Raw genomic sequence first — 24629 nt, 5'->3', positions numbered from 1 at the left:
TTGCTAGGTTGTTAGATCACAATTCATTAAAAAACGATCACAAAAATAACTTGGTTAACATTTCTAATTCTTCTAAATGAGTTAATATGTCTCTATCAGTATTTTTTTTCTTGAACAGGCGTATTTTTCTTGTGAGGGTAATTATCGCTTCGTAATTATTCGCTTCTATAGCATCCAACAATTCTATGGTAGGAATATTGTATTCCGCTTGTTGGTATTCGGTAATTAAGGGAGGGTGTTCTAGGAGTTTTCTACTTCGTTTGTAATCCCCATAGAGCATAGTAAAGGTTCCTAAAACACCATAAACCCAATCAAAACTTTCAGCAGCAGTCTCTAAGAATTTTTCTGCTACTAGGGTCAATTGAGAGGGGTTGGGATGTTTTTCTTTTGGGTATAAACCAGTATAAGCCAATAATTGATAGACAAAATAAGGAATTTGCGTTTTTAGAGCAACATTACTGATTTGGAATTCTTTTAATTTCTGGGTGTATGCGAGCATAGTTTTGTACTCTTTAGCAGCCCAGCAACACAATAAAATATTATCAAAATCTGGTCCTGATTCGGGAAGTGCTATTTCTGGGACTTCTGCTCTAAGTGTTTCATAATCCAAGATGCATTGATAGCTTTTTTTTGTTTTCCCCTTTTGGTACCAATAAACGGCTTTATTTAAAAGAATTGAATTAAGGTAATATAGTCTATGATTGGTGATATAATCCATGATAGGCATCTCGGGATGTTCTGCTAATATTTTTTCTAGCTGATTTAGGTGACGGGTTAGTGCATTTCCTGATTTGTGGACAACATTTTGGAGTTTAGAACCAATGGAAAAACTAGCATAATGGTATATTAAACGAAATCTTGTGAATTGTTTCCAGTCGTTAGATTTTCGTTTCATTTTAGCAATGGTAGTATTGTAGTGTTCACTTATTTCAGAAAGATTATAAACACCCAAAACGTGCAGCCTAAACGAATTAATGGAATTTTTAAATTTATAGAGCGTATATTGCAATTCATTGGCTAAATCTAGCTTCTCAATGTATTCCGCTATTTCATCTACATTACGAGACTTGTGGAAATGTAAGGTCGAAATGATAAGATGGAGTAGATCTGGCAATAACTCAAATAAATTCGCTTCCCAATATTTTTTTTCCAATTTCTGTGCTTTGTCCAAGACATAAGCATGTTCGTTTTTGAAGAACAATAACTGCAAAAATTTTAATTCTATTTCTTCTTCGGTATGGCTTCGGAGTACATTTTTTAATTTATTCAATAATTTTATACGCAATACTTTCCGCAATTTATAAAAGCGATTGGTCAAAATCTGATCTTCTACGGCGGTGTAATCTTCTTCATAAATAAATTGAATGGCTTTGGGAGTATTGAACAACTGAGCACTTTCCAAAAGTTGAAGATAGCGTAGCATTTTGGGAGACTGCGCATAATCTTTCCATAATTCATCTTTGTCTTTGGTCGATAGCTCTGCGTATAAATGCTGTATTTCTCGATTCATGATAATTGTTGGTATTTCTTTATTTTTTATCTCTTTTGTTTAGAGGTAGAAAAGTTGTGAGGTGGTTTTTTGAGTTTTAAAAGTTTGATTGATAGTGTTTTAATTTTTTGCATAAAGTTTTTTGCTACTACTTTAGGTGTAATATAATTATAACTGCAATGATCCAACAAACTAATTGGAATCCTTTTAGGGTATCTTTGAGCATTATTTCCAATTACAGATTAAAGTATAATTTTTATGAAGTGCTCATTTTTTATTTTTTACACTACTTTATTATTTTTATTAGGCAATCATTTTGCTGTTGAGGCTCAAAAAATGACGGTGAATCAGGCTAATAAATTCCTAGAAGAAAAACCGACTTTTTTTGAAGAGAATAAAGGACAAATACAAAATCACAATAATCACGCTGCGCCTAATGTTAGGTATCATTATCAAAAAGGAGCATTGCAACTTTTTATGTTACCGAAGGGAATCGCTTATCAATTTAGTAAGGTGCATTATCCTAAAGGATACCAACAGAATTCTAAAAACCTTACCCCCACAGAACGCAAAGAACAAGAGCGATTGCGTGACCAAATTCGGCTAGAAACGTATCGTATGGATATGGAATTGGTAGGAGCGAATCCGAATGCAACTATTATGACAGAGGGAAAAAGCCAAGATTACATCAATTATTATAATAAAGAGGCTCTAAAAGTACATAGTTTTCAGAAGCTTATTTATCAAGACATATACCCTGGTATTGATTGGGTGGTTTACAGTACGGAGCAGGGGCTAAAGTATGACTTCATCGTACATGCTGGTGCAGACCCTAATCAAATACAAATCCATTTCAAAGATCACGAAACGATAAAAATGAACGAGAATGGTAGTTTTACGATTTCCAATAGGATGGGAAGTATTACGGAGCAAGCGCCCGTTTCTTTTCAAGGAACGCATGAAATTTCAACCCAATTTCAATTAAGTGATCATACTATATCGTTTAAATTAGCCAATTATGACACCAATAAAGATTTAATTATTGATCCTAGCTTAATATGGGCAACTTATTATGGGGGCAATAACTATGAATTTGGTTATTCATGCACAGTAGATCTTAGTGGCAACGTTTTTTTAGCAGGAAACACTTATTCTACTACCAATATAGCGTCAGGAGGACATCAAAATACTTTTGGAGGAGATACAGATGCCTTTTTAGTTAAATTTAACAGTAATGGTGTCCGCCAGTGGGCGACTTATTATGGAGGCAGTGATTTTGATGGTGGATATGATTGTGTATCGGATGGAAGTGGCAATATATTTTTAACAGGGATTACGGAATCAAGTAATAATATAGCGTCAGGAGGACATCAAAATGTTTATGGGGGAGGAACTTTGGATGCGTTTTTGGTCAAATTTAACAGTAGTGGTGTTCGTCAGTGGGCGACTTACTACGGGGGAAATAATAGTGATGAAGGTACAAGTATAGCAATAGATGGACAAGATAATGTATTCTTGTGTGGAACTACAGGATCACTTAACAATATAGCTACTGTGGGAGGACATCAAAATAATTTTGGAGGAAACGTCGATGCGTTTTTGGTCAAGTTTAACAGCAGCGGTGTGCGTCAGTGGGCGACTTATTATGGAGGGAATGACGATGAACTTGGTTTGGGAACGGCTATCGATACGCAAGGTAATGTATTCTTGAGTGGAATTACTCGATCTCTTAACAATATCGTTTCAAATGCCCATCAAGCTACCCATGGAGGAGGCGTTGATGATGTTTTTTTAGTTAAATTGAATAATAATGGCGTACGTCAGTGGGGGACTTATTATGGAGGAAATAGTTCTGATCGAGAAGGGCGTATCGCTGTAGATATACAGGGGAATGTTTTTCTAGGTGGGTCTACTCGATCGCTTAATAATATTGTTTTTAATGGTCATCAAAATATACACGGTTCTTGGACGGACTACGATGCGTTTTTGGTTAAATTTAATAACAATGGAGTACGCCAATGGGGAACTTATTATGGGGGGAGTAGCAGAGATAAGTTAGAGAATGTTTCAGTGGATAGAGAGGGTAATGTGTTCTTGGTTGGATATACTGGATCTACTACAAATATAGCCTCAGTAGGGCATCAAAATGTTTATGGGGGAGGAACTTTTGATGCATTTTTGGTTAAGTTTGACAGCAGTGGTGCTCGCCAATGGGGAACCTATTATGGGGGGATCAGTAGAGATGAAGGGGTTGCTTGTGCTGCCGATTCTGCGGGTAATATATATTTGGCAGGTTGGACACAATCTATTACAGATATAGCTTTGGGTGGGCATCAGAATGTTCATGGAGGAGGAGTTTATGATGGATTTTTAGCTAAATTTAGAGGACGTATATGTTCTAACACATCCTCTACCATATCCGCAAGTGCCTGTGACACGTACACATGGATAAATGGAATGACCTATACGAGTAGCACAACAGCAACAGATACCTTGGTGAATGCAATGGGTTGCGATTCGATTATAACCTTGAATTTGACGATCAATAATGCAACAACAAGCATGGTATCTGCAACGGCTTGTGGGGCTTATACATGGATAAATGGGGTGACCTATACGAGCAGTACAACGGCAACAGATACCTTGGTAAATGCAATAGGTTGCGATTCGATTATAACACTGAATTTAACAATCAATAATGCAACAACAAGCACGGTATCTGCAACAACTTGTGGGGCTTATACATGGACAAATGGGATGACCTATACGAGCAGCACAACGGCAATGGATACCTTGGTAAATGCAATGGGCTGCGATTCGATTGTAACACTGAATTTAACAATCAATAATGCAACAACAAGCACGGTATCTGCAACAACTTGTGGGGCTTATACATGGACAAATGGGATGACCTATACGAGCAGCACAACGGCAATGGATACCTTGGTAAATGCAATGGGCTGCGATTCGATTGTAACACTGAATTTAACAATCAATAATGCAACAACAAGCATGGTATCCGCAACGGCTTGTGGTTCGTATACATGGACAAATGGAGTGACCTATACGAGTAGTACAACGGCAATGGATACCTTGGTAAATGCAATGGGTTGCGATTCGATTGTAACCTTGAATTTAACGATCAATAATGCAACAACAAGCACGGTATCTGCAACAGCTTGTGGGGCTTATACATGGACAAATGGAGTGACCTATACGAGTAGCACAACAGCAACAGATACCTTGGTAAATGGAATGGGTTGCGATTCGATTATAACACTGAATCTAACGATCGATACAGTCAATGCCCAAATCAATTTAACAGGAAATACCCTAATGGCTAACCATATATCAGGAGCAATTTATCAATGGTTGGATTGCAATACAAATACCTTAATTATAGGAGCAAATAATCAGAGTTATACGCCTCCTGCTAACGGAAATTATGCCGTTATCATCACAAGCAATAATTGTATTGATACTTCCAATTGTATGAATGTTATTATTTCAGGAGTAAAGGATACGAAACAATTATTTGAAGCGATAAAATATTATCCCATACCAACAAAGGATTTGTTAATGATAGAACTGTCTGAATATATTAATTTGTTAAACGTCAGTGTACTAGATGTGAGTGGTAAGGTTGTCTTGGATCAAAATTATACAGCTACTAAAAAAATAACATTGCCTGTACAATTTTTGCCTGCTGGAATTTATTTTGTAGCTGTCGTTTCAGGTAAAGAGAGAACGGTTATCAAAATGATAAAAGAATAGGCGAAAGACCAATTTGAGCCAAAAAATGAGCCTAATTAAGTGAACTGCTTAATTAGGCTTTTTTCTTTCTAGATAAGGAACAATCCCGCTTAATCGATAGGATGTGTTCTCTGGATGGGCCATTCGTCATGATAGCCTTTTTCCAAATATTGGGAAGGAAGTTCTTCTTTTGTAGACAAACACTGATTAAGTTGTTCTCGAATTAGCGTTTCATCCATATTTCGACCAATAAAAACAATTTCATTGATTCTATCCCCCAAATCTTTATCCCAACTGGATTCAATGAGTTCTCGATTGTCTGTAAATGCTAGATATTGTATGCGTTGCTCGTAAGGCATACTGCTCCACCAAACGCCCGCACTATCTGCTTTTAGTGAGCCTCCTGCTTGCCCCCAAACCAATGCTTGGTTGGGGCGAGAAGCCAACCAAAATAAGCCTTTACTTCGTATAACTGTATTTGGAAATTCATGCTGTACATAATTCCAAAATCGGTTTGGTTCAAAAGGCATTCTGCTACGATAGACAAATGAACCGATTCCATATTCTTCGGTTTCAGGTGTATGTTCCTCTTTATTCAACTCTTCAATCCAACCTGCGCTTTGTTCGGCTTCTTCAAAATCAAAAAGGTTGGTATTAAGGATTTCTGTAGGATTAACGTTACTAAAAGTGGATTTTATGATTTTTGCATTAGGGTTGAGCTTATGGATCGTGGCTTCTAAAAAGCCCAACTGTTCTTTAGATACCAGATCTGTTTTATTTAGAATAATTACATTGGCAAATTCGATCTGGTCTATTAAAAGATTGACAATCGTTCGATTGTCGTTTTCTATATTTGTTAATGCTCGATCCATTAACGTTTCTGGGCTGCCAAAATCTGCAAAAAAATTATAAGCGTCAACAACCGTAACCATCGTATCAATATAACTCCACTTAGAAAGGTCGATGCCATTTTCTTCATCAACAAAACTAAATGTTTGCGCAACGGGTATGGGTTCACTAATGCCTGTACTTTCAATCAGTAAATAGTCAAAGCGATTTTCCTTGGCCAAACGTTCTATTTCTATCATTAAATCCTCTCGGAGCGTACAGCAAATACAGCCATTGCTCATTTCTACTAATTTTTCTTCTGTGCGAGAGAGTATATTTTCATTTTTTACTAAGTTGGCATCAACGTTTACTTCACTCATATCATTGACAATAACAGCAACCTTTAAGCCTTGTTTGTTGTGTAAGATATGATTTAATAATGTTGTTTTTCCTGCTCCTAGAAAACCGCTCAGAACAGTTGTGGGTAATTTATTTATAGTACTCATATTTGTTTAAACCAGTTAATAATATTTTCTAAATGTTGTTCACCAAATAGCGAAAGGAATTTTTGAGTCTCAGGATTGTTCCTATTTTGATATACAGCCAGTCGTTTTTGGGCGAAGTCTTTGGTTAAATTAATTTTACAGTCGTTTGTGATGCAGTGCACCCATTGTTCAAAAGTAGATGGTATCATTTTAATAAACGTTAAAAGTTATTGATCTTAGTGCTAAGAAACTTCTTTGGAATTCGTAGAAAAATTACAGCATTCAGTACCTGAACAGTGACAATATTTTTGGTTATAGAGATGTAACACAACCAAGGTTAATGCAGGCACATAAAGCAGATGGTTGAGGACTGGTAGAATTGCTAGCTTTTCATTTAGTAGCACAACAAAAATTCCAATCCAACTTGCCCAAAGTGCATAAGCCACCCAGTGTTTTGAAGTCGTTCTGGCAGACTGCCAAACCGCAAAAAAAGAAATCCCTAAAAAAAGATAATCTATTGCTTGCCACCATCCAGGAGAATTTTTACAGCAACTTGCCGAACAGGTTTGGAGGGCAAAGATAAATGGAGTGCTTATACAATGAATAAGACATAACGTACTTGCAATGGCTCCAAATGTGTCAGATTTTTGTGATAAGATCATTTAGCATTGTTTTAATGGGAATAATGCTACAAAGATAAAATAAAAAACCATTAATGCAACAGTGTTGCATTAATGGTTTTTAAATACAAATTAACTTATCGATGTAAAAAGGTAGGGTATACTTAGTTTGGAGCCTGTGCTTTATGTGCTGCTAAAGGGCTTGCATCTTTTATGTTTTGTCCATTTATGCAAAGATAAGGAGGAGGTCAAGTAGATATTAAGAAGTCTACGCTTTCAGTAATTTATAACTGAAAGCATAGGGTAAAATGAAGGATAATTGCCTAGTTGTTTTTTCTCATTACGCCGTTAATTTTTCTTTTACTACAGATTTATAATGACATTTCCCTTTCTATTTCCGCTCTCAATATATCTGTGAGCGTCAACGATTTGTTCTAAATTATACCTTTTGTCAATGATCGTTTTTAATTTTCCTGTTTCAAAAAGTTTGGTGAGCTCTTTTAGGAAGGTTTTACGTTTTGAAATGGGTTGGAGACCTGTTGCTGAAAACATTACTTTCTTTTTACTAAAAAAATTAGTCCAGAGCATTTGGATAAGAGTAGAAATTTTAAGGACAGGATTTAGGTAGATTCCGTTTTTAGTTAAAGAATTTCTACAACTATAAAATGAACTCTTATTAGCAACATCAAAAACAATATCATAGAGCGCTCCATTTTTCGTAAATTGGTCAGTGGTATAATCAATGACTTTATCGGCACCTAAAGATTTTACCAAATTAATATTAGCCGTACTACACACTCCTGTGACATTTGCTCCAAATGTTTTTGCAATTTGAACCGCAGCAGAACCTACGCTTCCAGAAGCACCATTAATAAGAACTTTTTGATGGTGTTTTACCTCGGCAAGAGCTACCATAAAATTCCAAGCAGCCATAAATGTACAGACAGGTGCTACCTCTTCAGCGCTCATATTGGGCGGTCTTTTTAGTAGTAGACCTTTTTCTTTAACGCAAACATACTCTGCATAACAGCCCAAATTTTGCCCAGAATGCCCAAAAACTTTATCTCCTATCTTAAATAGGGTAACGTTTTGACCGATCGCTTCTATTTCGCCTGAAAACTCAGCCCCTAAGACAGAATTTTTGGGTTTGGTTAAGCCTAAAAATAGTCTCGTAAAATACGGTTCTCCTCTTCTTAGCAAAGGATCTTCTGTAGTAACAGGTATGGCATTAATTTTTATTAATATCTCATCAGCTTTAGGGATCGGTTTTTTGATGCTTTCTAACTGAAGCACCTCTGGTGTTCCGTATTTAACAAATGTAACTGCTTTCATATTCTTGTTCTTTTTAATTTATGCTTTTGGTTCGTTTTATTATCCATCATCAAGGATGTCCTCCAAGGCAATTTTTTTATGCTTTTTTTCAATTTTGTGAATTATATCAGAGGGCAATTTTAGATGCTAGACCACTTTGCTTTTAACCCCTATTAAACGCTGTAATAGGGGCTAAAATCTTAGAACAATAAATTCTTTTATTCCATCATATTTATTACGGCTTCTCCATCAAACTGCCATAGCCCATTCTTTCCCCCAAACCAAATGTTCTCATCAGAATCGCTTAAAATAAAAAATACTTCTGAGAACGTTTCCCCCGTTTTTGAAGTAAATTCAGCAAAGCTTTCTCCATCATAAATACATAAGTTTCCTCTACCAGAACCTAGCCAGATATTTCCTTTTTTATCTTCAAAAATTGCTAAAATACTTGTGCTGCAAAGCCCATCCTCTTTTGTTAAGTTTTTAAACGTTTTTCCATCATAAAAGGTTAAAGCACTGCCTCTGTTACCATTAAAACCAAACCATAATTTGCCCGATCGATCCTTGAAAATAGTTCGAACCATATCATCACTCAAACCGTCCTTAGGCATAAATTGAGTAAATATTTTTCCATCATAACGACTAACTCCTCCATGGGTCATAGAAGCCAACCAAATATTCCCATCTGAATCTTCTGCGATACTTGGAATCCAGTTATGATATAAACTATCGGGTTGTTTGGTACCGATCTCAGATAAATGAGCGTTGAAATGCATACCGTCATAACAATAGGCACCGCCTCCTGCTGTTCCAATCCAAATATTATTTTCCTTATCTTGTGCCAAAGAATGAACAGCATTAGGGTTAATAATTGGATAAACCTCATCCAGCCAACTACTTGTTGTATCTTTAAAAGGGATCGAAATGTGGGTGAATATTTTTCTATTATAATTGCATAATCCATTTTGAGTACCCAGCCACAAGTTATGTTCTTGGTCTTCAATTATTGAATAGAGTTGATTATTACACAAGCCATCATCTTCCGTATACTGCACAAAAGTGCTTCCATTATAACAATAAAGACCACCGCCATTACTTCCAAACCACAAATTGCGACGACTATCTAATAGCCCACTGTTAAAACCATTTTTAGGCATTGTAATTTTATCGTTTAATGCTCTCGGAGCAGGAGTATTGGTATCTGATTTTTTGAGATTAGGGTCATTGCAAGCAATAATGATAAATGCCAAGATGAGTAAAGAATATGATTTAAGTGCGAATATCATATGATGGGTTTTGAGTTAGGACTGAACGCAATAAATTTAACGAATAATAAATTTTATTTATAAGATAAAGCTTTTGTTAATATTCTAAAGGCTCAGAGCCATCAACGATTTTTAAACCTAGTGATTCACAGAATTTTCTTAATTTTCTAACCCCCAAAATATTTAATGCTTTTGTTGATTTAGGGATACTTTTTATTCCTGCACACAAAAAACAAATGTTGGATTGCCCAATGACTGCCTGATTTTTAAAATATACGAAAGCAATATGGGGAATAAAACAGTCTGAATTCTCTTCGGCGTAGATTGAATGATCTGCAATAATTTCTTTTAATTCTAATACCTCAGTTGGGGATAAAATAATGGCTTGACTAAGCCCAGTCCTAAATTTTCCATAACCATCTACAATATGATGGAAAACATTTGCTGCATTTCCTGAATTTCCATTCCAGTTATAAGCTCTGACTTCATCGCTTGAATCAATAATTGTATTTAGACGTTCTAAACCTTCATACACTAGGTCGTCAAAAAACTCCTTCTTATCGTATTCAATTTTGGGGTTCTCAACCGCTACGGTTTTATTTTTTTCTTCTTTGTCGGAAGAAAGATTCTTTTTAGGGAGAAGATAACCAATTACAATAATACTGAAAAATATTAGTAGGAGGTATCTTAGGTGCTTATAGTTGCTTTGGGTGGGAGTCATTTTAGGTTTTAGTTTTATTGATAATACAAAAATTGATAGGCGAGTAGTTAATTTTTGAAATACCTTCAATTCATAAAAAAATAGAGTGAAAGCTCTTCTTTATAGCTACTTTAGAAATATTTTTGAAATATCTCATTACTTAAAATAATGATTTCATCAACTTTAGCTAAGTCTTTTATCCATTTTTTAGGAATTTCATTTGTTTTAGACGAAAGACCTGCTAGACCACCTGTAATTGATGCAATAGTATCAGAATCATCGCCAAGATTTACAGCTTTTAAAACAGCCTTTTCGTAAGAGTCTTCTTTTAACCAGCACCAAATTGCTGCTTCCAATGAATGGACAACGTAACCACTACTGTAGATTTCATGTTCAGGAACTTCTTCCAATAAATATCCAAGTACTCTTTTTAAGTGGAAGCATTCTTTTTTTAATTGATTATGATTGGCACAATAGTCATTTACTATTGCGACAGCTTCATAGTACGCATTCCTTTTGCTTTCACCTTTTAGAATTTGAATGCAAATTTCAATATAAATGAAGCAACAAAGAATTGAGCGAGAGTGGGCATGAGTTATTGATGAAACCTCCTTAATAACCGCAAACCTTTTTTCAATTTCAAAATCTTTTAGATAGAAGCAGAGTGGGAGTATTCTCATTAAGGATCCATTTCCATTATCCCTTTCACTAGCGCCTCCAACTTTAGACAGAGGAATTCCTTTAATGATATTTTGTATGGCTTTAGAAGTAGAAGCTCCAATATCAAAAACATGACCTCTAGCTGTCCAATAATTTTCATTATACCAACAAACGAAGGAAGCCGCAATCTCTTTTAGATGATATCCATTAGTTAAAGTTTGAGCTAAGCAAAACGTTAAAGAACTATCATCAGACCAAGTTCCTTTAGGTTGATTGTGCGTACCAAATTCGGTAAAATCTTTAACGGGGTTTTCTTTTAAGTATTTTCTTTCTATAAATTCTACAGGCAAACCGAGCGCATCTCCAATTGCTAAGCCTAAAAATGCTCTCGTTACAATATTACTGTTCATTTTAATTATATAAGATAATAGTCATAAAGTTTAATTAATAAAAAGAAAGGGTACGTGGATCGTATAAATACTGTTTTGTATTTGACCTTATTGTTTGTAGAACGCTGCAATGGATTCTAGATCCTTTTTGTACTCGACTCTATTTACCCAATCTATTGGAAAACTTTCCAAACCACAATAGGCTCCGCTAAAAGCTCCAGCAAGGCATGCAATGGAGTCAGAATCGCCAGAGGTAACAACAGCTCTTTTTAAGACTTTAGTAGGGCTTTGGGGAAATAACAAAAAGCAAAGTAATGCTGTAGCAAAAGCTTCTTCTGCAATCCAACCTTCGCCACTGATTAAGCAAGGGTTTGTTTTAGTTTCATTTTTTCTAAGACCTTCTTTTACTTTTAATAAAACATCGATAACTTGTTCCCATCCAAGTGTTATATATTCTTCAGGGGTTCTGAATGGAGGACGATCCCATATTTCTTTTAAATAATTTCTATGATAAATTTTCTTTTGCTTTTCAGAATAATTAAGTAGTTCAGATAGTAAATCTTGATGCCGAACACCATTGATTAATTTAGCGATAGTAATAGCCGTAATTTCAGATGCGGCTAATGCAGTGGGGTGTGCATGAGTCAGTGCAGATTGAAATTGTGCAATTGCTCCAATTTTATTTTCAGATAGACCTTTTTGGGACAGAAGCCCTACAGGTACAACCCTCATATTTGCACCACAACCTTTGGAATTTAATTCAGCAGATTTTTCCCAGGCTAGCCCCTTTTCTAATCTTTCACAGGCTCTGATACAAGTCATGCCTGGAGCTCGGTTATTTTTAGGATCATTCAGCCATTGAATATAATATTTAGTGAGTTTTTGCTCTAATAAAGAAGGCGAGAAGCCTTGGTTTTCGCTTTCCATAAGAGCTTTGGCAACAGCAATAGCCATTTGGGTGTCATCGGTGACAAGAATTGGATTCCCTTCTGGTTTATCAGGACCAGTTGGAGGCCATTTTTCTACTATTTCACTTATTGATAGAAATTCAGTGGGGTATCCAAAGCCATCGCCAATAGCCATACCAAATAAACTTCCTTTTATGTAATCTTTATTTTTTAATGGTTTCATCTTTTATGATATAATGGAAGGCAAAATAGCAACTTACGCAAATTTTGTGTATTTATAGATTTTTCTTTATTTGTAAGATTACAACCTTAGAATCTGTATTCAACACTTGTGTTTCATTTTCAAATTCAACTAATGTTTTTTGCCAAAAACAATGTCCACAACAGATTTTTGATTTAGATGCTTGTTCTATCTCTACTCTTATTTTAGGATTCCCAATTTGATTTAAGGATGGGTAATCAGGGCTTTCATGAAGTAAAACAAAATCTATTTTCTTTTTTAATAGCTTCCTAAGGTTTTTTAGATAGTGACTTTCTTCTATACGATTAATTTTGTCATCCCGACCTATAATTCCACTAATTCCTCCGATTCTAATTCCATCTATGTTTATTGCCTCTTGATGAAGTAGGTAAATGCCTTCTAATGCCTTGAAAGCTTCTTTTTCATTTGAATTTCCAAAAAGATCATGATTTCCAGCAACGCCAACAACCCAAGAGAAATGTTTTTTAAATTCTTTCCAAACAGTTCTTACATCTCCGCTGGAACCTCTTTTTTTTATTGAAGTATATAGATCCCCGCATAAGAATACCCCAATTTTATTATTGGGAGATAAATCCATTTCAATTAATAATTTTAAAAATGCAGGTAACTTTTCTCCCAATAGATAGTGTTCTCCAGCTTCTTCAATGATTCCTTGCAAATCTGAACAAATAATAATTAAATCGACTTTAGCGTTTTCATTAACCCATTCTCCAAGATAAATCGGGAGTGATTTATGTAAAAGTTGAGGAAAGGAGAGGTGCTCTAAATTAGAAGAACCAACTTCTAAGTAAGGATAAGTTTCTATGGGGGTTATATCATTTACGGTTAATTTCATTGTCGGGGAGGTATTGTTTTCTTAGTTATACCTATTCTAGAACGACATTTTTTCTTAAAACGTTCTCTCTGTAGAATCTTTTTGCTCTAAAGTTGTCTTAATCACTTCTAAGGTAAAAAGAGTGCGTAGATTGTTGCTTATTTATTTTCTACTGAATTGATTTTAGAAGAGACCGAGTGAATTTTGAGATAGTCACTGATGGTTGGATCGATATGGATTTTTTCTCCTGTTTCGAGGTTTAGTATTTCGTTATAATCATGCTGTTTAAAGAAAGTACTTTCAAAGAATTGATGTAAATCGATGCCCATAAAATCAATTTTTCCGATCCAATGAATTGCTTTGTATTTTGTTTCAAGGTTTTGAGCATTAATAAGGTAATTGGCAATCGAATTAAACAAGGCGGAATAAGCGATACAATTTGCTTTGCCAACTTTTAGTGCTTGGTTTGGGTTCCTTGAACTTTTTTCGGTTGTGAATGACAAGTTTTCATTCGTTTTGTTTCGAGCAATTTTTATGATTTCGTCAAGGCTGGTATTCGTTTGTTTTTCTTGTTCCAGTTTTAGCGTTGCGATTAATTTTTTATCGGTAAGTTTGATATGGTTTCTGGTGCCAATTGGAGTATATGAAATACTTTGCCTAAAAATCCACCCCCTAAATATAAGAGTTAAAACCAATAAGAACCCAACAACTTTGAGTGTTCGTTTAAGTTTTTTACTTGCCTGATTATTCATGGGGAAAGCGTTTATCTAAGCTATTTATTGGTTTGTGTCTTTTTTTAATAAGTTGATACTTACTGTAGCGATGTCTGAGTTCGGAAATTTTGTAAAATGGTTTTTATCTGGAAACAAGCCTGCTTCTTCAGCGATTTTATTAAATATATCCACTTCAACAATGTATTGATCCGAAAAACCATGTGTTGCATTGTAGGCTGTTGCGGCTGTTTTTCCAAGATTGGAAGCAGCAAGAGCAGGAGGAATGGTATGGAGCTCGATCAATAATAAGCCATATTTTTCTACATAGGGCGACCATTTAGTGAGGTGTTCTCTTAAATTATTTTCAACCGCTGTTGTTGAAATCCGTTGCCCTCTAAATGCATAGGCTCCCGTCGATGAACTTTCTTTTGGGGAACGATTATCAATGGGCTTACTCCATATTCTATTGTGATCTAGGAAGGTTCGGACATTTAGTAAATCTTTTAATTGAATGCCATAATTTTCTTCCAAATCTTTTGCTAACAGATCAGGGCGACCTATATCTCCCCAAATCAATTTTGCCCAAATATTGGCTTGAATAATGTTTGTACGAGTGACATTTAGAGCTGCCTGATTAAAATCTGCTCCTACCAAAAACAATGGATATTCCTCCAGCAATTTTCCTCGAATTGTTCTTTGTTCAATGACTTCGTATAAATGAATTAAAAATGCCCCATTTCCACAGCCCATATCTACAATCCCTTTGGGTTGTTGCTCTATAGGTTGATTAAAAAGGTCAATAATAATCTTATCTACTACTTTGAAATAGGCAGCATGTGCTCCTCCGCTACCCCAAACGTTCATGGTTCTATCCACGTGAATTTCTTTGGCATTTTTGGGCAAACGCCAAAATATTTCAGGATCGCCAAAAATTAATTCTTCCACTTTTCTAAACATAGGAATGTAGGAAACGGTTACGCCATAAGCACTTGCACGGCGGGCATAAAACATCCCTTTCTCTGTAAATCGGTAGGTCTGGTTCTTTTTTTCGAACCAATTTAGAAAAACAAAAAAATCCAACAATCGCCCAAAACTTGCTCCATCCTTGTGAAACTCCTCTGGTTGGAAAGAGGCTTCCATAAAATAATTGTGGAACATACCACTCATCCCAAGCGCAACAACTGTTGGACCAACTATAATGCCCTCAATATGTTTTAGTACTTGACGTTGAATTTGCCGTTGTTTTTCATCGTTAGAAAGCTCCAAGCCATAATTATTGCTATATTTCTTAAAGATGCTTTCCAAAAAAAGAAAGGGTTCTAGCTCAAATTTTCTAGGGTGATATTTGCCAGAAATTTGCAACAGCTCAACAACATCTTTGTACTTGGGAATGTATTTAAAGGCAAGTTCACTGAGTGCTGTGGTGGCAATTTCAATCTCATTATCCGCTTTAATGGTGTGCCTAAGCCACCCTTGTGATGCTAAGGTGTGCAAGGCGATATTGAGATAACCTTCATTGGCCCTAAATGTTTGTGTCAATTTGGAGAGTGAGATGCTTTTTTCTGCTAGAATAAGATCTAGCACCCCTTTTTTGTAAAGAGCATAAGCAGTGGGGGCAGTTACAATGCCATCTAAATGCTGGAAAAGATCTGCACGATATATTTTCTTTTGTTCCCTAGTCAATTTTATATAAATTTTTAGTCAGATGCTTATGGGAAAATGATATTTAATTTTGTTTTAAATTAAATGTCGTTTGTTATCAATTGTCTAGCTTTGTGTTGGTATGGCTGTTATACCAATGAAGATAAGCAATCCCAAGACTAAAATTGCAAATTTTGTTAAAAAACTACGAAGAAAAAAACTACTCTATAAGTCCAAAAGGAGTGGCTACGGATAGACTAACGCCAATGTTTAGAGGACTAGAATGAGGATTAATTGATCCATTTATTGGAATTCTTTCGTTCATTATAATTGATAAGCGTTGAAGGATAATTCACCCAATCCACTTGTTTGATTATTTTTCCAGATTTGCCAAACGTTAGAATTGTTGTAAAATGCATGGCTTCAAACAGCTTGCCACCCCATTTAAAAGCGGTAAAATAACCCTTAATAACAGCATTGTTTTTATCGATGATCTTGTCAACAACGACCAAGCTATTTTCTGTTAACCGTTCAAAACCAGGATTAGACCAATCCAAGAAATCTTTGAGGTTTTGTTTGCCTACAATGCTATCACCATTAATTATATCTTCGAGTATAATGTTTTTGTCGTAAAAATCTAAAAATCGTTCAAATTCTTGACGTTGATTGAATACTTGATAATACTCTTCTATTGTTTTCTCTATTGAATTACTTTGGGCTGTTTCACATGAATAAAAAAATGATCCAGCCAATAAGTATAGGAGTAGATGAATTGTCTGTTTCATGGTTAAGTATGATTTTGTTAGATGATTTAATAGTATTATTTCCAAGGACCTTTAACGGTAATATTCGCAATCGTTCCTTTTGTATCGATAGCGTATAAACCACCAGCACCTCCGAACCATAACTTTCCATTTTTATCTTCCATTATGCTCATGATGGGGATGGGGATAGGATAATTTTTAAATGCTTTACCATCATATCTATACATACCGTTGTTCAAGGTGCTAATCCATAGATTGCCAGAATTATCTTTATAAATTGCATAGGTGTCACTGTTGTTTAGCCCTTCTATTTCAGGGAAATGCGTACAACCTTTTTCATTGCATCTAGTTATTCCTCCCTTACCAAATCGTTTGTTTTCATCGGGATGATCTTTTTCTGCTACCCTCGTTCCAAACCAAATATTTCCATTTTTATCTTCTTGAATTTCTTGCACATTATTAGAGTAAAGCCCATCTGCTTTTGTGAAATGAACAAATTTTTGACCATCGTATTTACTAGCTCCATAACCATCCCTACCCAACCAGATATTTCCTTTTGAGTCCTCCATAATTTCAGTTACCCAATCTTTAGTATCTTCATTGAGGTAAGTATCTACAGGCGCATAGGGAATTAAAAAGTTGGTAAATTTAGTTCCATCATATTGGCAAACGCCACCCCATGTGCCGATCCAAAAATTATCGTTGCTATCCAGAAGTAAATTACTTATTCTAAGGTGACAGAGACCGTCTTTTTCAGTAAAATTGATGAATGACTTACCATCATATTTGGATAGCCCTGCATGTGTTCCAAACCATAGGGTACCCTTTTTATCTTCTACAATACTTGAAATTGTATTACTGGGTAAGCCATCGTTTTGGGTAAAATAGGAGAGAGTAAGCCCATCGTATTTGGCAACGCCTTTTTCTAATGTCCCAAACCAAATATTCCCTTTAGAATCTTCAAATATTTCAGTGATGTATTGTCCAATTTGTGGAACATTATTTTCTGTTAGATGCTCAGGTTTAGCGACATTAATTTTTCTGTTTTTTGATTTACAGGAGGTTGACAGAAAGATGATTGCTATCCAAAAAATACATTTCATTTTATAGCTAGTTTGGTTCTTGTTTTTTATAAAAAATGGATCACTTGTTCTAAATAATTAGAAAGACAGGATATTACTTAAATTTTTCTATTATCTTTCATGCTGTGCTGCGATTTTTATGTCACAAAAAAAATCTTTTTCACTAAAAAAATATAAAGAATTCCTATGTATACAAAACGAAATTACAGTTTTTGGATGACTGTTCGGTGGTCAAAGTGGCCATTCATTATTGGTTTTATTTATTCTGGAGTCATTGGAGCTATTGCTCATTATACCAACTTAGACATTTCTCTACCTTGGCAACCTGTTAGTATTATTGGTATTGCTGTAGCTTTTTATTTAGGTTTTAAAAACAATAGTTCTTACGATAGGACATGGGAAGCACGCAAAATATGGGGAGGGATTGTCAACGATAGCCGTTCTTTTGGAGCAGGGGTTATGTCTTTTGTTAATGGCAACAACAAAAAGAGCATTCAGCAAGAATTAATTCATCGACATATTGCTTGGTTAACAGCCTTGCGTTATCAGTTGAGGCTATCCAAAGAGTGGGAGCACACCAACGAACGTATAAAAGGTAAATATGCCCCTCCAATTGCCGAAACACTTTTTTCTAAATTAGAGGAAGAGTTGGATGAAATTATTGACAGTGAAGAACTCGAATCTTATATGGGGCAATCCAATATAGCTACTCAAATATTAGTTAAACAGTCCCTTCGTTTGCAAGAATTACACGATAAGGGATACTTTGACGATTTTCGTCATATGGAACTTTTTAAACTAGTTCGTTGCTTCTATGATGGTCAAGGAAAGTCAGAACGAATTAAAAACTTCCCATTCCCTCGACAGTATGCATCTACTGCTCTTTGGTTCAATTTTGCCTTCTGTATGTTTTTGCCCCTTTCAATGCTTGATTTTTTTAAAGGAGTAGAGATTTGGCTTTTGTATATAAATCCCCTGATGTCGGCTCTATTGATATGGATTTATTTTTTAATGGAAAAAATAGGAGATTATTCTGAAAACCCTTTTGAAGGAACGTACAACGATGTTCCAATTACTTCCATTGCTAGGGGAATTGAGATTGATATGCGAGAGATGGTTAAAGATGAAAACATTCCTGCACCATATTCTTCTGATCAAGGGTTTTTGTTATAATAGAGTATGGAAAATATAATATTAGATGAAACATTAGAAAAAAGAGAAAAGGAAATGAAGAGAACCTCAAAACTCAAAATAGTAGAGATACTTATTTGGGGAGGTTCTCTTTTTTTTATTGCAAAGGTCATCCTGTTTATGCAAAACCCTAGTTTATCCTTGACGTTTGAGGCGAGATTGGTAATTGCCTTTGTTATAGTGTTGTGGTTTTTGATGCCTACCTTTTATGTTATTTGGAGAAGATACAAGGTTGTAAAGCAAGAAGAACAAGGACAAACCTTTTATAAAGGAAAATCTAAGCTAGGTGTCTTTTTATTTTGGAGTGGACTAATCTCTATTATAAGTTGGTTTTTTGCGTTTGGAGCTCCTTCTTTAGAAAATTATTCCTCTTTAGGTTATTATAACGATTTGTTTAATCTTTTGTCTACACTAGGGATGATGGTTTTATACCTCTATTTTTTTTACAAAACGGCTCCGCTACTTGATCTTAGAAATTAAACCAATTACAGATCTATCTATTTAAAGACGTTGTTGAATACATTGGTGAGTATTTTATTTGAAATTTGTATAACTCATTGAATACGGATTATATTTACGCCTCTAAAGCAATCATCAGAACATTGTTTTTCACCATATCCGCAGGTTGAAATCATTCCATCATTCTCTGCCCTAAAAGTGGTGAACGTATTTTTTCTGCGAACAAGCCAGTGTTGTTGGGCTTTGGTATAAATTTCATCCAATGTAATCGGTTCAGCTCCATTGTCATGCGTGTCAATTTCGTTTTCTGTTTCGTTCCATTGAAGTTCATGTTCTGGAAAATCGGCAGGTAATCCTTCTGTACCCGTAATTTCAAAACTTCTTTGTACCACAACACCATTTTTTACGCTTATGTTGGTCTCCCAACTAACTCCTACCCAAGAACTATTCGCTACCGTATAGGTATAAGTATTGTTAGAAGATTCTTTAAAATTCAACCAAGCAATTTTGCTAGCTTCGAATTCATCTTTATATTCTATACTGTTTAAACCACAAGAATACAATAGATTTCCGATTAATAAGAGGACAATACAATAGATTTTTTTGCTCATAATTTGTTTTTATTTATTATTATTTATACAATAAAATAGCTAATCTAGAAAAATCTCCTGACTGCCCAAAATTTCTTACATTTAGATTGCTGCCTACGATGTGATGCCTCATGCATTGAAAGCAAATTTTAGCGATGCCAATTATTTTGGAATGTTTTTTAAATACAATAATGTCTCTAAATACAGGAGCGCAGCCCATTAAATAAGCTTTAGTATGTTTTTTTGTACTAAACAAGTAGTTTAATCGATCTAGTTTTTTTGTGCTAATTTGCTTTTTGGTAAATCCTAGTAATTCTAACTTTTCTAAGAAATGAACATCTTCTATTTGTTGGGGTTCATAGGAGTATAGAATGCTCATTAGAAGGTTTTCATCCCCTGACTTTTGCACTTTATTTTGTAAGATGAGAAGATCGTTGCTGCTTGTTTTTATAGCATAATGTTCTGCCTCATCAAAGTCGAAATAATTCTTTAATGCTGGAAGTTCTTTTTTCTTCAAAGCTGCCGCTCTCTCTTGAAGAGAAAGGTTTGGCTCGTTTGTATGGGGAGTACTATTTTGGTTGTTTGAAGCTGGTGTTTCGGGGAGACTTTCCAAGTTTGAGGTATCTGCTTCACCTAGCGTGTTTTCAGAAAGGCTTTGTTCATGGATTTGATTGGTACTAAACGTTTGATTTTGGCAACTGAGGGCTATTAAATGAATTAAGAGTATGCTGTAGAAAAAAGCAGATGGTTTAATCTGTGTGGTATTTGAAGCTTTCATGTTTTTATAAGAAGTTAATGAACTATTAATTCATTATTGGGAATAAATAGATGGGCATCCAGCTCTTTTTACTTTTTCTATGTTTTAGTTGCTCTTCAGTAATAGCATTACTGCGTTTAAAAATCAACGGAGCATTAATACAATATACGCCCCTTAAAACTAAAATCATAAATCTTGCTAGTGATTTTTCTTTACGAGACTAGCAAAATTTACGATTTAGTAGCATCACACAGACAAATGGACATTAGTTTTATCCCTAGTCTTTGTTGCCTGCTTTTATTGTTGAGAGCCGTTTTTATTTTAATTCTTTAAGTAAAGTATTAGCGGCTAATTTGCCTAAGGCGTTAGAAGCTAGTGGGCTTGCGCCAGTGATTAATCTTCTGTCTAAGCAAACGGTATTATCTGACTTTGTATTCATGATATTCACGCCTAGCTGTTTTAATTTTTCGCTTAAACCCCAAGGCATTTGCCCTGGCAAATAACCAACCATTGGTGTTTTTTTGTCGATAGAGTCTGGAAATACACACATATTATAGCCTTTGTAGATAAATGGTTGCTTATTAAGTGTTGTTGCTAAAAAAGAACCAGGCCCGTGGCAAAGGCTTATCGTAAATAAGTTGTTTTGATGCGCCCAATTTAAGATTTTTCCCACGTTTTTATCTTCTGGAATACCAATCATAGCACCGTGTCCACCAGGCACAAAAACAGCTGCATAGGAGCTTGAATCATCAAAGGATTCAAGAATAAAATTAGCCAATTTTTTGGGCTTTTCAAAGTCATTTTTTAGTTCCTTGTAAATGGCGTTTACATGCTCGTCTTTTTTTGGAAAAGCCCACATTTCTAAGACAACGGGTTTTCCTGTTGGAGTAGCAATTACAAACTCAAATCCTGCATTTTTAAGATGCAACATAGGCAACAAAGCTTCTACAGGATGATTGCCCGTAGAAAACAATTTGCCATTTTGCATTTTCATGTTTTTTTGCTCGGTAAAAATCACCAAGATTTTTGATTGCTTACCCCTGTATTTTTTGTACGAAACATTCTCAAAATCGGTTGTGGGAGCAGTGGCTAATTTTAAAGCAATTTTAGATGGGCTGTAGGATCCATCCATTTCCAATTTAGGAGCTAGCCCCAATAATTTTTTTATCATGTCTATTGTAGTTTAACACTCCATTGCTTTTTTATAAAAAAAAAACATCTTGTATTTGGTTGATTGTTAGTTGATTGGTGCTTTGTGTGGCAAGCTTTTATCATTTTTGGTAATCAGTCGCATACGATTTTTAATGGAGTGATGGTAGTTATCCATTTTTATAAATAATAACACAAAAATAGAGCTTAATAAATTCCTAAAAATTGATGTATGGTAAGAAAGGAATTATTCGTTGGCAATTTCTTTTCGAATTCTACTTAAACTTTCGGTCGTGATTCCGAGAAAGGAAGCAATGTGATAATTTTTTACATTTTGCTCAATGTTCGGATAGGTATTTACAAAGTTGGTATAACGTTCTTTTGCTGGCAAGGTTAAATTTTGAAGGATGCGTTTTTGGAAGGCAGCAAATGCTGATTCTAGCTTTTTGATATATAAATGACTTATTTGAGGAATTTCAATACAAAGATTATCAAAATCTCTTTTTGAAATTTTAAACAAAGTAGCATCTTTAATACATTCAATGTAAGAGACAGCTGTGTTTTTTTCTTGACCAAAAAGAGCAATATAATCACTAATCCACCAATCTTTAATAGCAAATTGTAAGGTATGTTCCTTCCCATAAGAATCAATGAAATAACTTCGCAGGCAGCCACTATGAATGTAATTAATAGAATGAACAGTTTCGCCTTCTTGCAAAAGGAACTCTTTCCTTTTGAGTGTTATTTTTTCCAACTTACCAGATAAATATGTTATTTCATTTTCAGTCAATGTAGTATCCCTAAAAATTTCAAGTATGATTGCTTCCACTTTTTTTGTTTTAATTGCTGTTCGCTAAAGTCCTGTGATGTTTCCAATTTACAATAGCTGAGAACAAAATCTATGATTTTGTTTGTGATTTTTTCATTTATAACTCGCAAAGGCTATAATTTTTAGTCATAGCTTAGAAACACTTGGTTAAAAGTAGGTATGAATTTCTGTTTATTGCTGTATCTTTTAGCTTTAGGGGGCTTATGTAAAAGAAAACACTATGAGATATATCGTTTTAATGCTTTTTTGTTTTATACTTTGGTGTTGCATTGCTTTTCAACATGAAGTTTTAATGGAACAAAAAGAGGAAGGTCAAAAGCGTTTAGAGGACAGTTTGGCTTTGATAGAGCAAGAAAAAAGGGATAAAGCCAAAGAAGAAAAACTTTTAGATTCTCTTTCGTATGAATGGGAGAAAGCGTTATTAACTTTTTTGGGGTTAAAACCTTCCAGGAGTGATAAAATCCATTTTTCAGACACCTTACTCACTTTTTATCATGACATTAGTTTTTCGGGATTTTTAGGAGGCAAATTTACTCAAATCTTTAGAAGGGATTCAATGATTTATTTAACGCAAGCCTTTTATACCAATCAAGGAAAAAAAGGGGAAGAATCACTTTCTTTAACCAATCATTTGACAGGGGAATATTTAGGGAAAGTGTATAGGAATAACATTCAACATGATGTTTTGACGTTAGAAAAATGGAACGCAATAATTTCGACGCTTGAGGATTCAAATTTTATGCGTTTAGGTATAGAAAATTGTGGACGCTTGGCTTTAGATGGAAGCTATTCGGCACTTACCTTTCATAGTAAAACAGAAACCCATAGCGTACACAGACAGCATTGCCCCGATCATACTTTTTTTAAAATCATTCATCAAATAGATTCTCTTTTATTATCCATTCTAAATTAATTTTATCAAAGCAGTCATCCTTAGAGCCAATTTAGCGGTCAAGTATATCATCAAATTGTTCTTCTTGATCTAATTTTTCCTCTTCTTTGGTGGGCGAAGTACCACTCCAAATACAACCTAAAAACAGCACTAGAGCAACTATTTGAGAGCTTTCTCTTAACCCATAGTTTAGGATAGCTGCAAGCGTATTAAAAGTCCCCAAAGCTCCAAGGACTAATAAAAATAGTTGAGGAATGGTTCGTTTCTTTAGACTGAAATAACTCATGATTTTTATTGTTAAAGGTTAGGTATAATATCGTTATCAGTAGCTAATTATAGCTTTTGGTTAATTACAGTCTTGATTAGGCAGCCTGTTTTTTCAATTCTTCGGGAGTAATTTTCCCCTTTATATAGGTATATTGTAGATTCACTTTCTATATGACGATTTTTTTGTTTTTCGATGGTAAGTTCTGAATTTATTCGACGAAAAGTAGACTCTTCAATTAATATCCATTCAAACTTATTTTTATCATAAGGTGTAGGCTCAAATTGAAAATATTGAATCTTTTTTTGCTCCCCTTTTGGGGTGAATTCAGAAACGAATTTATAGTTATGTGAGTCGGTTTGAGTTACTCTTTCGGTTTTCTTTAATTGACCATTTATATAGTACCAAAATTTTGTTTGAGCAACCTCGTTTTCTTCATTTTGATAATAGGAGGTAAAGTAGGAATGCTTATTTTTATTTCCGTTATGTAAGAGGATAGAATCTGTTGATAATAAGGAATAATTTTGATCGTAGCACTTTACTAGTTTTAAATGTTTGCTTTGGAATGTTTTACGATAATAAATGTGTTGATTAAGTTGGAGGATTTTATACGCTTTCCAATTTTTATTAGAATCAACTAGGTGTTCAGAACAAACCAAATAATCAAAATCATAGAAATGAATAATGGGATTACACAAACCACTTAATAAAGATTGGCTGTCCTTTTTAGCTGAATAAATGGTATCTTTTTTTACCATGCAAGATGCATAGTTGTATGTCTTTTTTACAATGAGTGTATCACAGTTTTTATTG

General features: G+C 34.7%; 23 protein-coding genes. 4 read left to right on the top strand and 19 right to left on the bottom strand.

The genetic code is table 11. From position 1 onward, the window contains the following. Positions 1-37: 37 nt before the first annotated feature. Positions 38-1510 carry a hypothetical protein gene (locus AsAng_RS10490; protein ID WP_264792729.1) on the bottom strand — a complete coding sequence of 491 codons (1473 nt, stop codon included), beginning with the start codon at positions 1508-1510 and terminating at the stop codon, positions 38-40. A gap of 237 nt (positions 1511-1747) precedes the next feature. On the opposite strand from AsAng_RS10490, the gene AsAng_RS10485 reads away from it, so the two are divergent. Further along, entirely contained in the window at positions 1748-5263 is a 3516-nt protein-coding gene (locus AsAng_RS10485) for a DUF7948 domain-containing protein (RefSeq protein ID WP_264792728.1), read from the top strand. An 89-nt stretch (positions 5264-5352) separates the two neighbouring features. Here AsAng_RS10485 and AsAng_RS10480 read toward each other — a convergent pair whose 3' ends face one another. From AsAng_RS10480 to AsAng_RS10425, 12 genes are all read right to left on the bottom strand, one after another. Then, positions 5353-6576 (bottom strand): GTP-binding protein, encoded by a 1224-nt coding sequence (locus tag AsAng_RS10480; protein ID WP_319993641.1) that lies wholly within the window; start codon positions 6574-6576, stop codon positions 5353-5355. A gap of 221 nt (positions 6577-6797) precedes the next feature. After that, positions 6798-7217: a MerC domain-containing protein gene (locus tag AsAng_RS10475; protein ID WP_264792727.1), complete on the bottom strand. Its 420-nt coding sequence runs from the start codon at positions 7215-7217 to the stop codon at positions 6798-6800. Between the two features lie 321 nt (positions 7218-7538). Further along, positions 7539-8507, bottom strand: a complete 969-nt coding sequence (locus AsAng_RS10470; RefSeq protein WP_264792726.1) for an NAD(P)-dependent alcohol dehydrogenase — start codon at positions 8505-8507, stop codon at positions 7539-7541. 197 nt (positions 8508-8704) lie between these two features. After that, positions 8705-9772 carry a ligand-binding sensor domain-containing protein gene (locus AsAng_RS10465; RefSeq protein ID WP_264792725.1) on the bottom strand — a complete coding sequence of 356 codons (1068 nt, stop codon included), beginning with the start codon at positions 9770-9772 and terminating at the stop codon, positions 8705-8707. A 76-nt stretch (positions 9773-9848) separates the two neighbouring features. After that, positions 9849-10472: a hypothetical protein gene (locus AsAng_RS10460; RefSeq protein ID WP_264792724.1), complete on the bottom strand. Its 624-nt coding sequence runs from the start codon at positions 10470-10472 to the stop codon at positions 9849-9851. Positions 10473-10582: 110 nt separating this feature from the next. Beyond that, positions 10583-11521 (bottom strand): ADP-ribosylglycohydrolase family protein, encoded by a 939-nt coding sequence (locus AsAng_RS10455; RefSeq protein WP_264792723.1) that lies wholly within the window; start codon positions 11519-11521, stop codon positions 10583-10585. Between the two features lie 87 nt (positions 11522-11608). After that, positions 11609-12631 carry an ADP-ribosylglycohydrolase family protein gene (locus tag AsAng_RS10450; RefSeq protein ID WP_264792722.1) on the bottom strand — a complete coding sequence of 341 codons (1023 nt, stop codon included), beginning with the start codon at positions 12629-12631 and terminating at the stop codon, positions 11609-11611. A gap of 52 nt (positions 12632-12683) precedes the next feature. Next, entirely contained in the window at positions 12684-13505 is an 822-nt protein-coding gene (locus AsAng_RS10445; RefSeq protein WP_264792721.1) for a metallophosphoesterase, read from the bottom strand. Positions 13506-13642: 137 nt separating this feature from the next. Beyond that, positions 13643-14236, bottom strand: a complete 594-nt coding sequence (locus AsAng_RS10440; RefSeq protein ID WP_264792720.1) for a hypothetical protein — start codon at positions 14234-14236, stop codon at positions 13643-13645. Positions 14237-14260: 24 nt separating this feature from the next. Beyond that, entirely contained in the window at positions 14261-15880 is a 1620-nt protein-coding gene (locus AsAng_RS10435; protein ID WP_264792719.1) for a class I SAM-dependent methyltransferase, read from the bottom strand. A 248-nt stretch (positions 15881-16128) separates the two neighbouring features. Then, complete coding sequence (locus tag AsAng_RS10430; protein ID WP_264792718.1) at positions 16129-16623, bottom strand: nuclear transport factor 2 family protein; 495 nt, start codon at positions 16621-16623, stop codon at positions 16129-16131. A 35-nt stretch (positions 16624-16658) separates the two neighbouring features. After that, on the bottom strand, positions 16659-17705 hold the full coding sequence (locus tag AsAng_RS10425; RefSeq protein ID WP_264792717.1) for a ligand-binding sensor domain-containing protein: 1047 nt from the start codon (positions 17703-17705) through the stop codon (positions 16659-16661). Between the two features lie 165 nt (positions 17706-17870). Here AsAng_RS10425 and AsAng_RS10420 point away from each other — a divergent pair, with 165 nt between their 5' ends. After that, complete coding sequence (locus AsAng_RS10420) at positions 17871-18857, top strand: bestrophin family protein (RefSeq protein WP_264792716.1); 987 nt, start codon at positions 17871-17873, stop codon at positions 18855-18857. A gap of 6 nt (positions 18858-18863) precedes the next feature. After that, positions 18864-19355, top strand: a complete 492-nt coding sequence (locus AsAng_RS10415; protein ID WP_264792715.1) for a hypothetical protein — start codon at positions 18864-18866, stop codon at positions 19353-19355. 74 nt (positions 19356-19429) lie between these two features. Here AsAng_RS10415 and AsAng_RS10410 read toward each other — a convergent pair whose 3' ends face one another. The 4 genes from AsAng_RS10410 to AsAng_RS10395 all read right to left on the bottom strand — a co-directional run bounded on the left by AsAng_RS10410 (position 19430) and on the right by AsAng_RS10395 (position 22659). Beyond that, on the bottom strand, positions 19430-19945 hold the full coding sequence (locus AsAng_RS10410) for a hypothetical protein (protein ID WP_264792714.1): 516 nt from the start codon (positions 19943-19945) through the stop codon (positions 19430-19432). A 19-nt stretch (positions 19946-19964) separates the two neighbouring features. Then, entirely contained in the window at positions 19965-20702 is a 738-nt protein-coding gene (locus AsAng_RS10405) for a hypothetical protein (protein WP_264792713.1), read from the bottom strand. 295 nt (positions 20703-20997) lie between these two features. Then, positions 20998-21852 carry a glyoxalase III HchA gene (gene hchA, locus AsAng_RS10400; RefSeq protein WP_264792712.1) on the bottom strand — a complete coding sequence of 285 codons (855 nt, stop codon included), beginning with the start codon at positions 21850-21852 and terminating at the stop codon, positions 20998-21000. 225 nt (positions 21853-22077) lie between these two features. Further along, entirely contained in the window at positions 22078-22659 is a 582-nt protein-coding gene (locus tag AsAng_RS10395; RefSeq protein ID WP_264792711.1) for a Crp/Fnr family transcriptional regulator, read from the bottom strand. A 292-nt stretch (positions 22660-22951) separates the two neighbouring features. On the opposite strand from AsAng_RS10395, the gene AsAng_RS10390 reads away from it, so the two are divergent. Next, complete coding sequence (locus tag AsAng_RS10390) at positions 22952-23572, top strand: hypothetical protein (RefSeq protein ID WP_264792710.1); 621 nt, start codon at positions 22952-22954, stop codon at positions 23570-23572. A 31-nt stretch (positions 23573-23603) separates the two neighbouring features. On the opposite strand, the gene AsAng_RS10385 is transcribed toward AsAng_RS10390, so the two are convergent. Next, positions 23604-23837, bottom strand: a complete 234-nt coding sequence (locus AsAng_RS10385; RefSeq protein WP_264792709.1) for a hypothetical protein — start codon at positions 23835-23837, stop codon at positions 23604-23606. A gap of 47 nt (positions 23838-23884) precedes the next feature. Continuing rightward, the gene (locus AsAng_RS10380; protein ID WP_264792708.1) at positions 23885-24574 is read right to left on the bottom strand and encodes a hypothetical protein; all 690 of its coding nucleotides are present in this window, start codon (positions 24572-24574) and stop codon (positions 23885-23887) included. Positions 24575-24629: the final 55 nt, after the last annotated feature.

This window comes from Aureispira anguillae, from assembly GCF_026000115.1.
GTDB lineage: Bacteria > Bacteroidota > Bacteroidia > Chitinophagales > Saprospiraceae > Aureispira > Aureispira anguillae.
The sequence above is the reverse complement of the archived record's forward strand: the minus strand, read 5'-3'. Positions and strand labels throughout refer to the sequence as shown.

What these genes read in the sequence shown, in the direction of transcription:
- AsAng_RS10485 (WP_264792728.1), top strand. Translation starts at nt 1,748, where the DNA reads ATGAAGTGCTCATTTTTTATTTTTTACACTACTTTATTATTTTTATTA.
- AsAng_RS10390 (WP_264792710.1), top strand. Translation starts at nt 22,952, where the DNA reads ATGGAACAAAAAGAGGAAGGTCAAAAGCGTTTAGAGGACAGTTTGGCT.
- AsAng_RS10480 (WP_319993641.1), bottom strand. Translation starts at nt 6,576, where the DNA reads ATGAGTACTATAAATAAATTACCCACAACTGTTCTGAGCGGTTTTCTA.
- AsAng_RS10475 (WP_264792727.1), bottom strand. Translation starts at nt 7,217, where the DNA reads ATGATCTTATCACAAAAATCTGACACATTTGGAGCCATTGCAAGTACG.
- AsAng_RS10440 (WP_264792720.1), bottom strand. Translation starts at nt 14,236, where the DNA reads ATGAATAATCAGGCAAGTAAAAAACTTAAACGAACACTCAAAGTTGTT.
- AsAng_RS10430 (WP_264792718.1), bottom strand. Translation starts at nt 16,623, where the DNA reads ATGAAACAGACAATTCATCTACTCCTATACTTATTGGCTGGATCATTT.
- AsAng_RS10420 (WP_264792716.1), top strand. Translation starts at nt 17,871, where the DNA reads ATGTATACAAAACGAAATTACAGTTTTTGGATGACTGTTCGGTGGTCA.
- AsAng_RS10465 (WP_264792725.1), bottom strand. Translation starts at nt 9,772, where the DNA reads ATGATATTCGCACTTAAATCATATTCTTTACTCATCTTGGCATTTATC.
- AsAng_RS10470 (WP_264792726.1), bottom strand. Translation starts at nt 8,507, where the DNA reads ATGAAAGCAGTTACATTTGTTAAATACGGAACACCAGAGGTGCTTCAG.
- AsAng_RS10445 (WP_264792721.1), bottom strand. Translation starts at nt 13,505, where the DNA reads ATGAAATTAACCGTAAATGATATAACCCCCATAGAAACTTATCCTTAC.
- hchA (WP_264792712.1), bottom strand. Translation starts at nt 21,852, where the DNA reads ATGATAAAAAAATTATTGGGGCTAGCTCCTAAATTGGAAATGGATGGA.
- AsAng_RS10455 (WP_264792723.1), bottom strand. Translation starts at nt 11,521, where the DNA reads ATGAACAGTAATATTGTAACGAGAGCATTTTTAGGCTTAGCAATTGGA.
- AsAng_RS10410 (WP_264792714.1), bottom strand. Translation starts at nt 19,945, where the DNA reads ATGAGCAAAAAAATCTATTGTATTGTCCTCTTATTAATCGGAAATCTA.
- AsAng_RS10460 (WP_264792724.1), bottom strand. Translation starts at nt 10,472, where the DNA reads ATGACTCCCACCCAAAGCAACTATAAGCACCTAAGATACCTCCTACTA.
- AsAng_RS10450 (WP_264792722.1), bottom strand. Translation starts at nt 12,631, where the DNA reads ATGAAACCATTAAAAAATAAAGATTACATAAAAGGAAGTTTATTTGGT.
- AsAng_RS10405 (WP_264792713.1), bottom strand. Translation starts at nt 20,702, where the DNA reads ATGAAAGCTTCAAATACCACACAGATTAAACCATCTGCTTTTTTCTAC.
- AsAng_RS10385 (WP_264792709.1), bottom strand. Translation starts at nt 23,837, where the DNA reads ATGAGTTATTTCAGTCTAAAGAAACGAACCATTCCTCAACTATTTTTA.
- AsAng_RS10415 (WP_264792715.1), top strand. Translation starts at nt 18,864, where the DNA reads ATGGAAAATATAATATTAGATGAAACATTAGAAAAAAGAGAAAAGGAA.
- AsAng_RS10490 (WP_264792729.1), bottom strand. Translation starts at nt 1,510, where the DNA reads ATGAATCGAGAAATACAGCATTTATACGCAGAGCTATCGACCAAAGAC.
- AsAng_RS10425 (WP_264792717.1), bottom strand. Translation starts at nt 17,705, where the DNA reads ATGAAATGTATTTTTTGGATAGCAATCATCTTTCTGTCAACCTCCTGT.
- AsAng_RS10380 (WP_264792708.1), bottom strand. Translation starts at nt 24,574, where the DNA reads ATGGTAAAAAAAGATACCATTTATTCAGCTAAAAAGGACAGCCAATCT.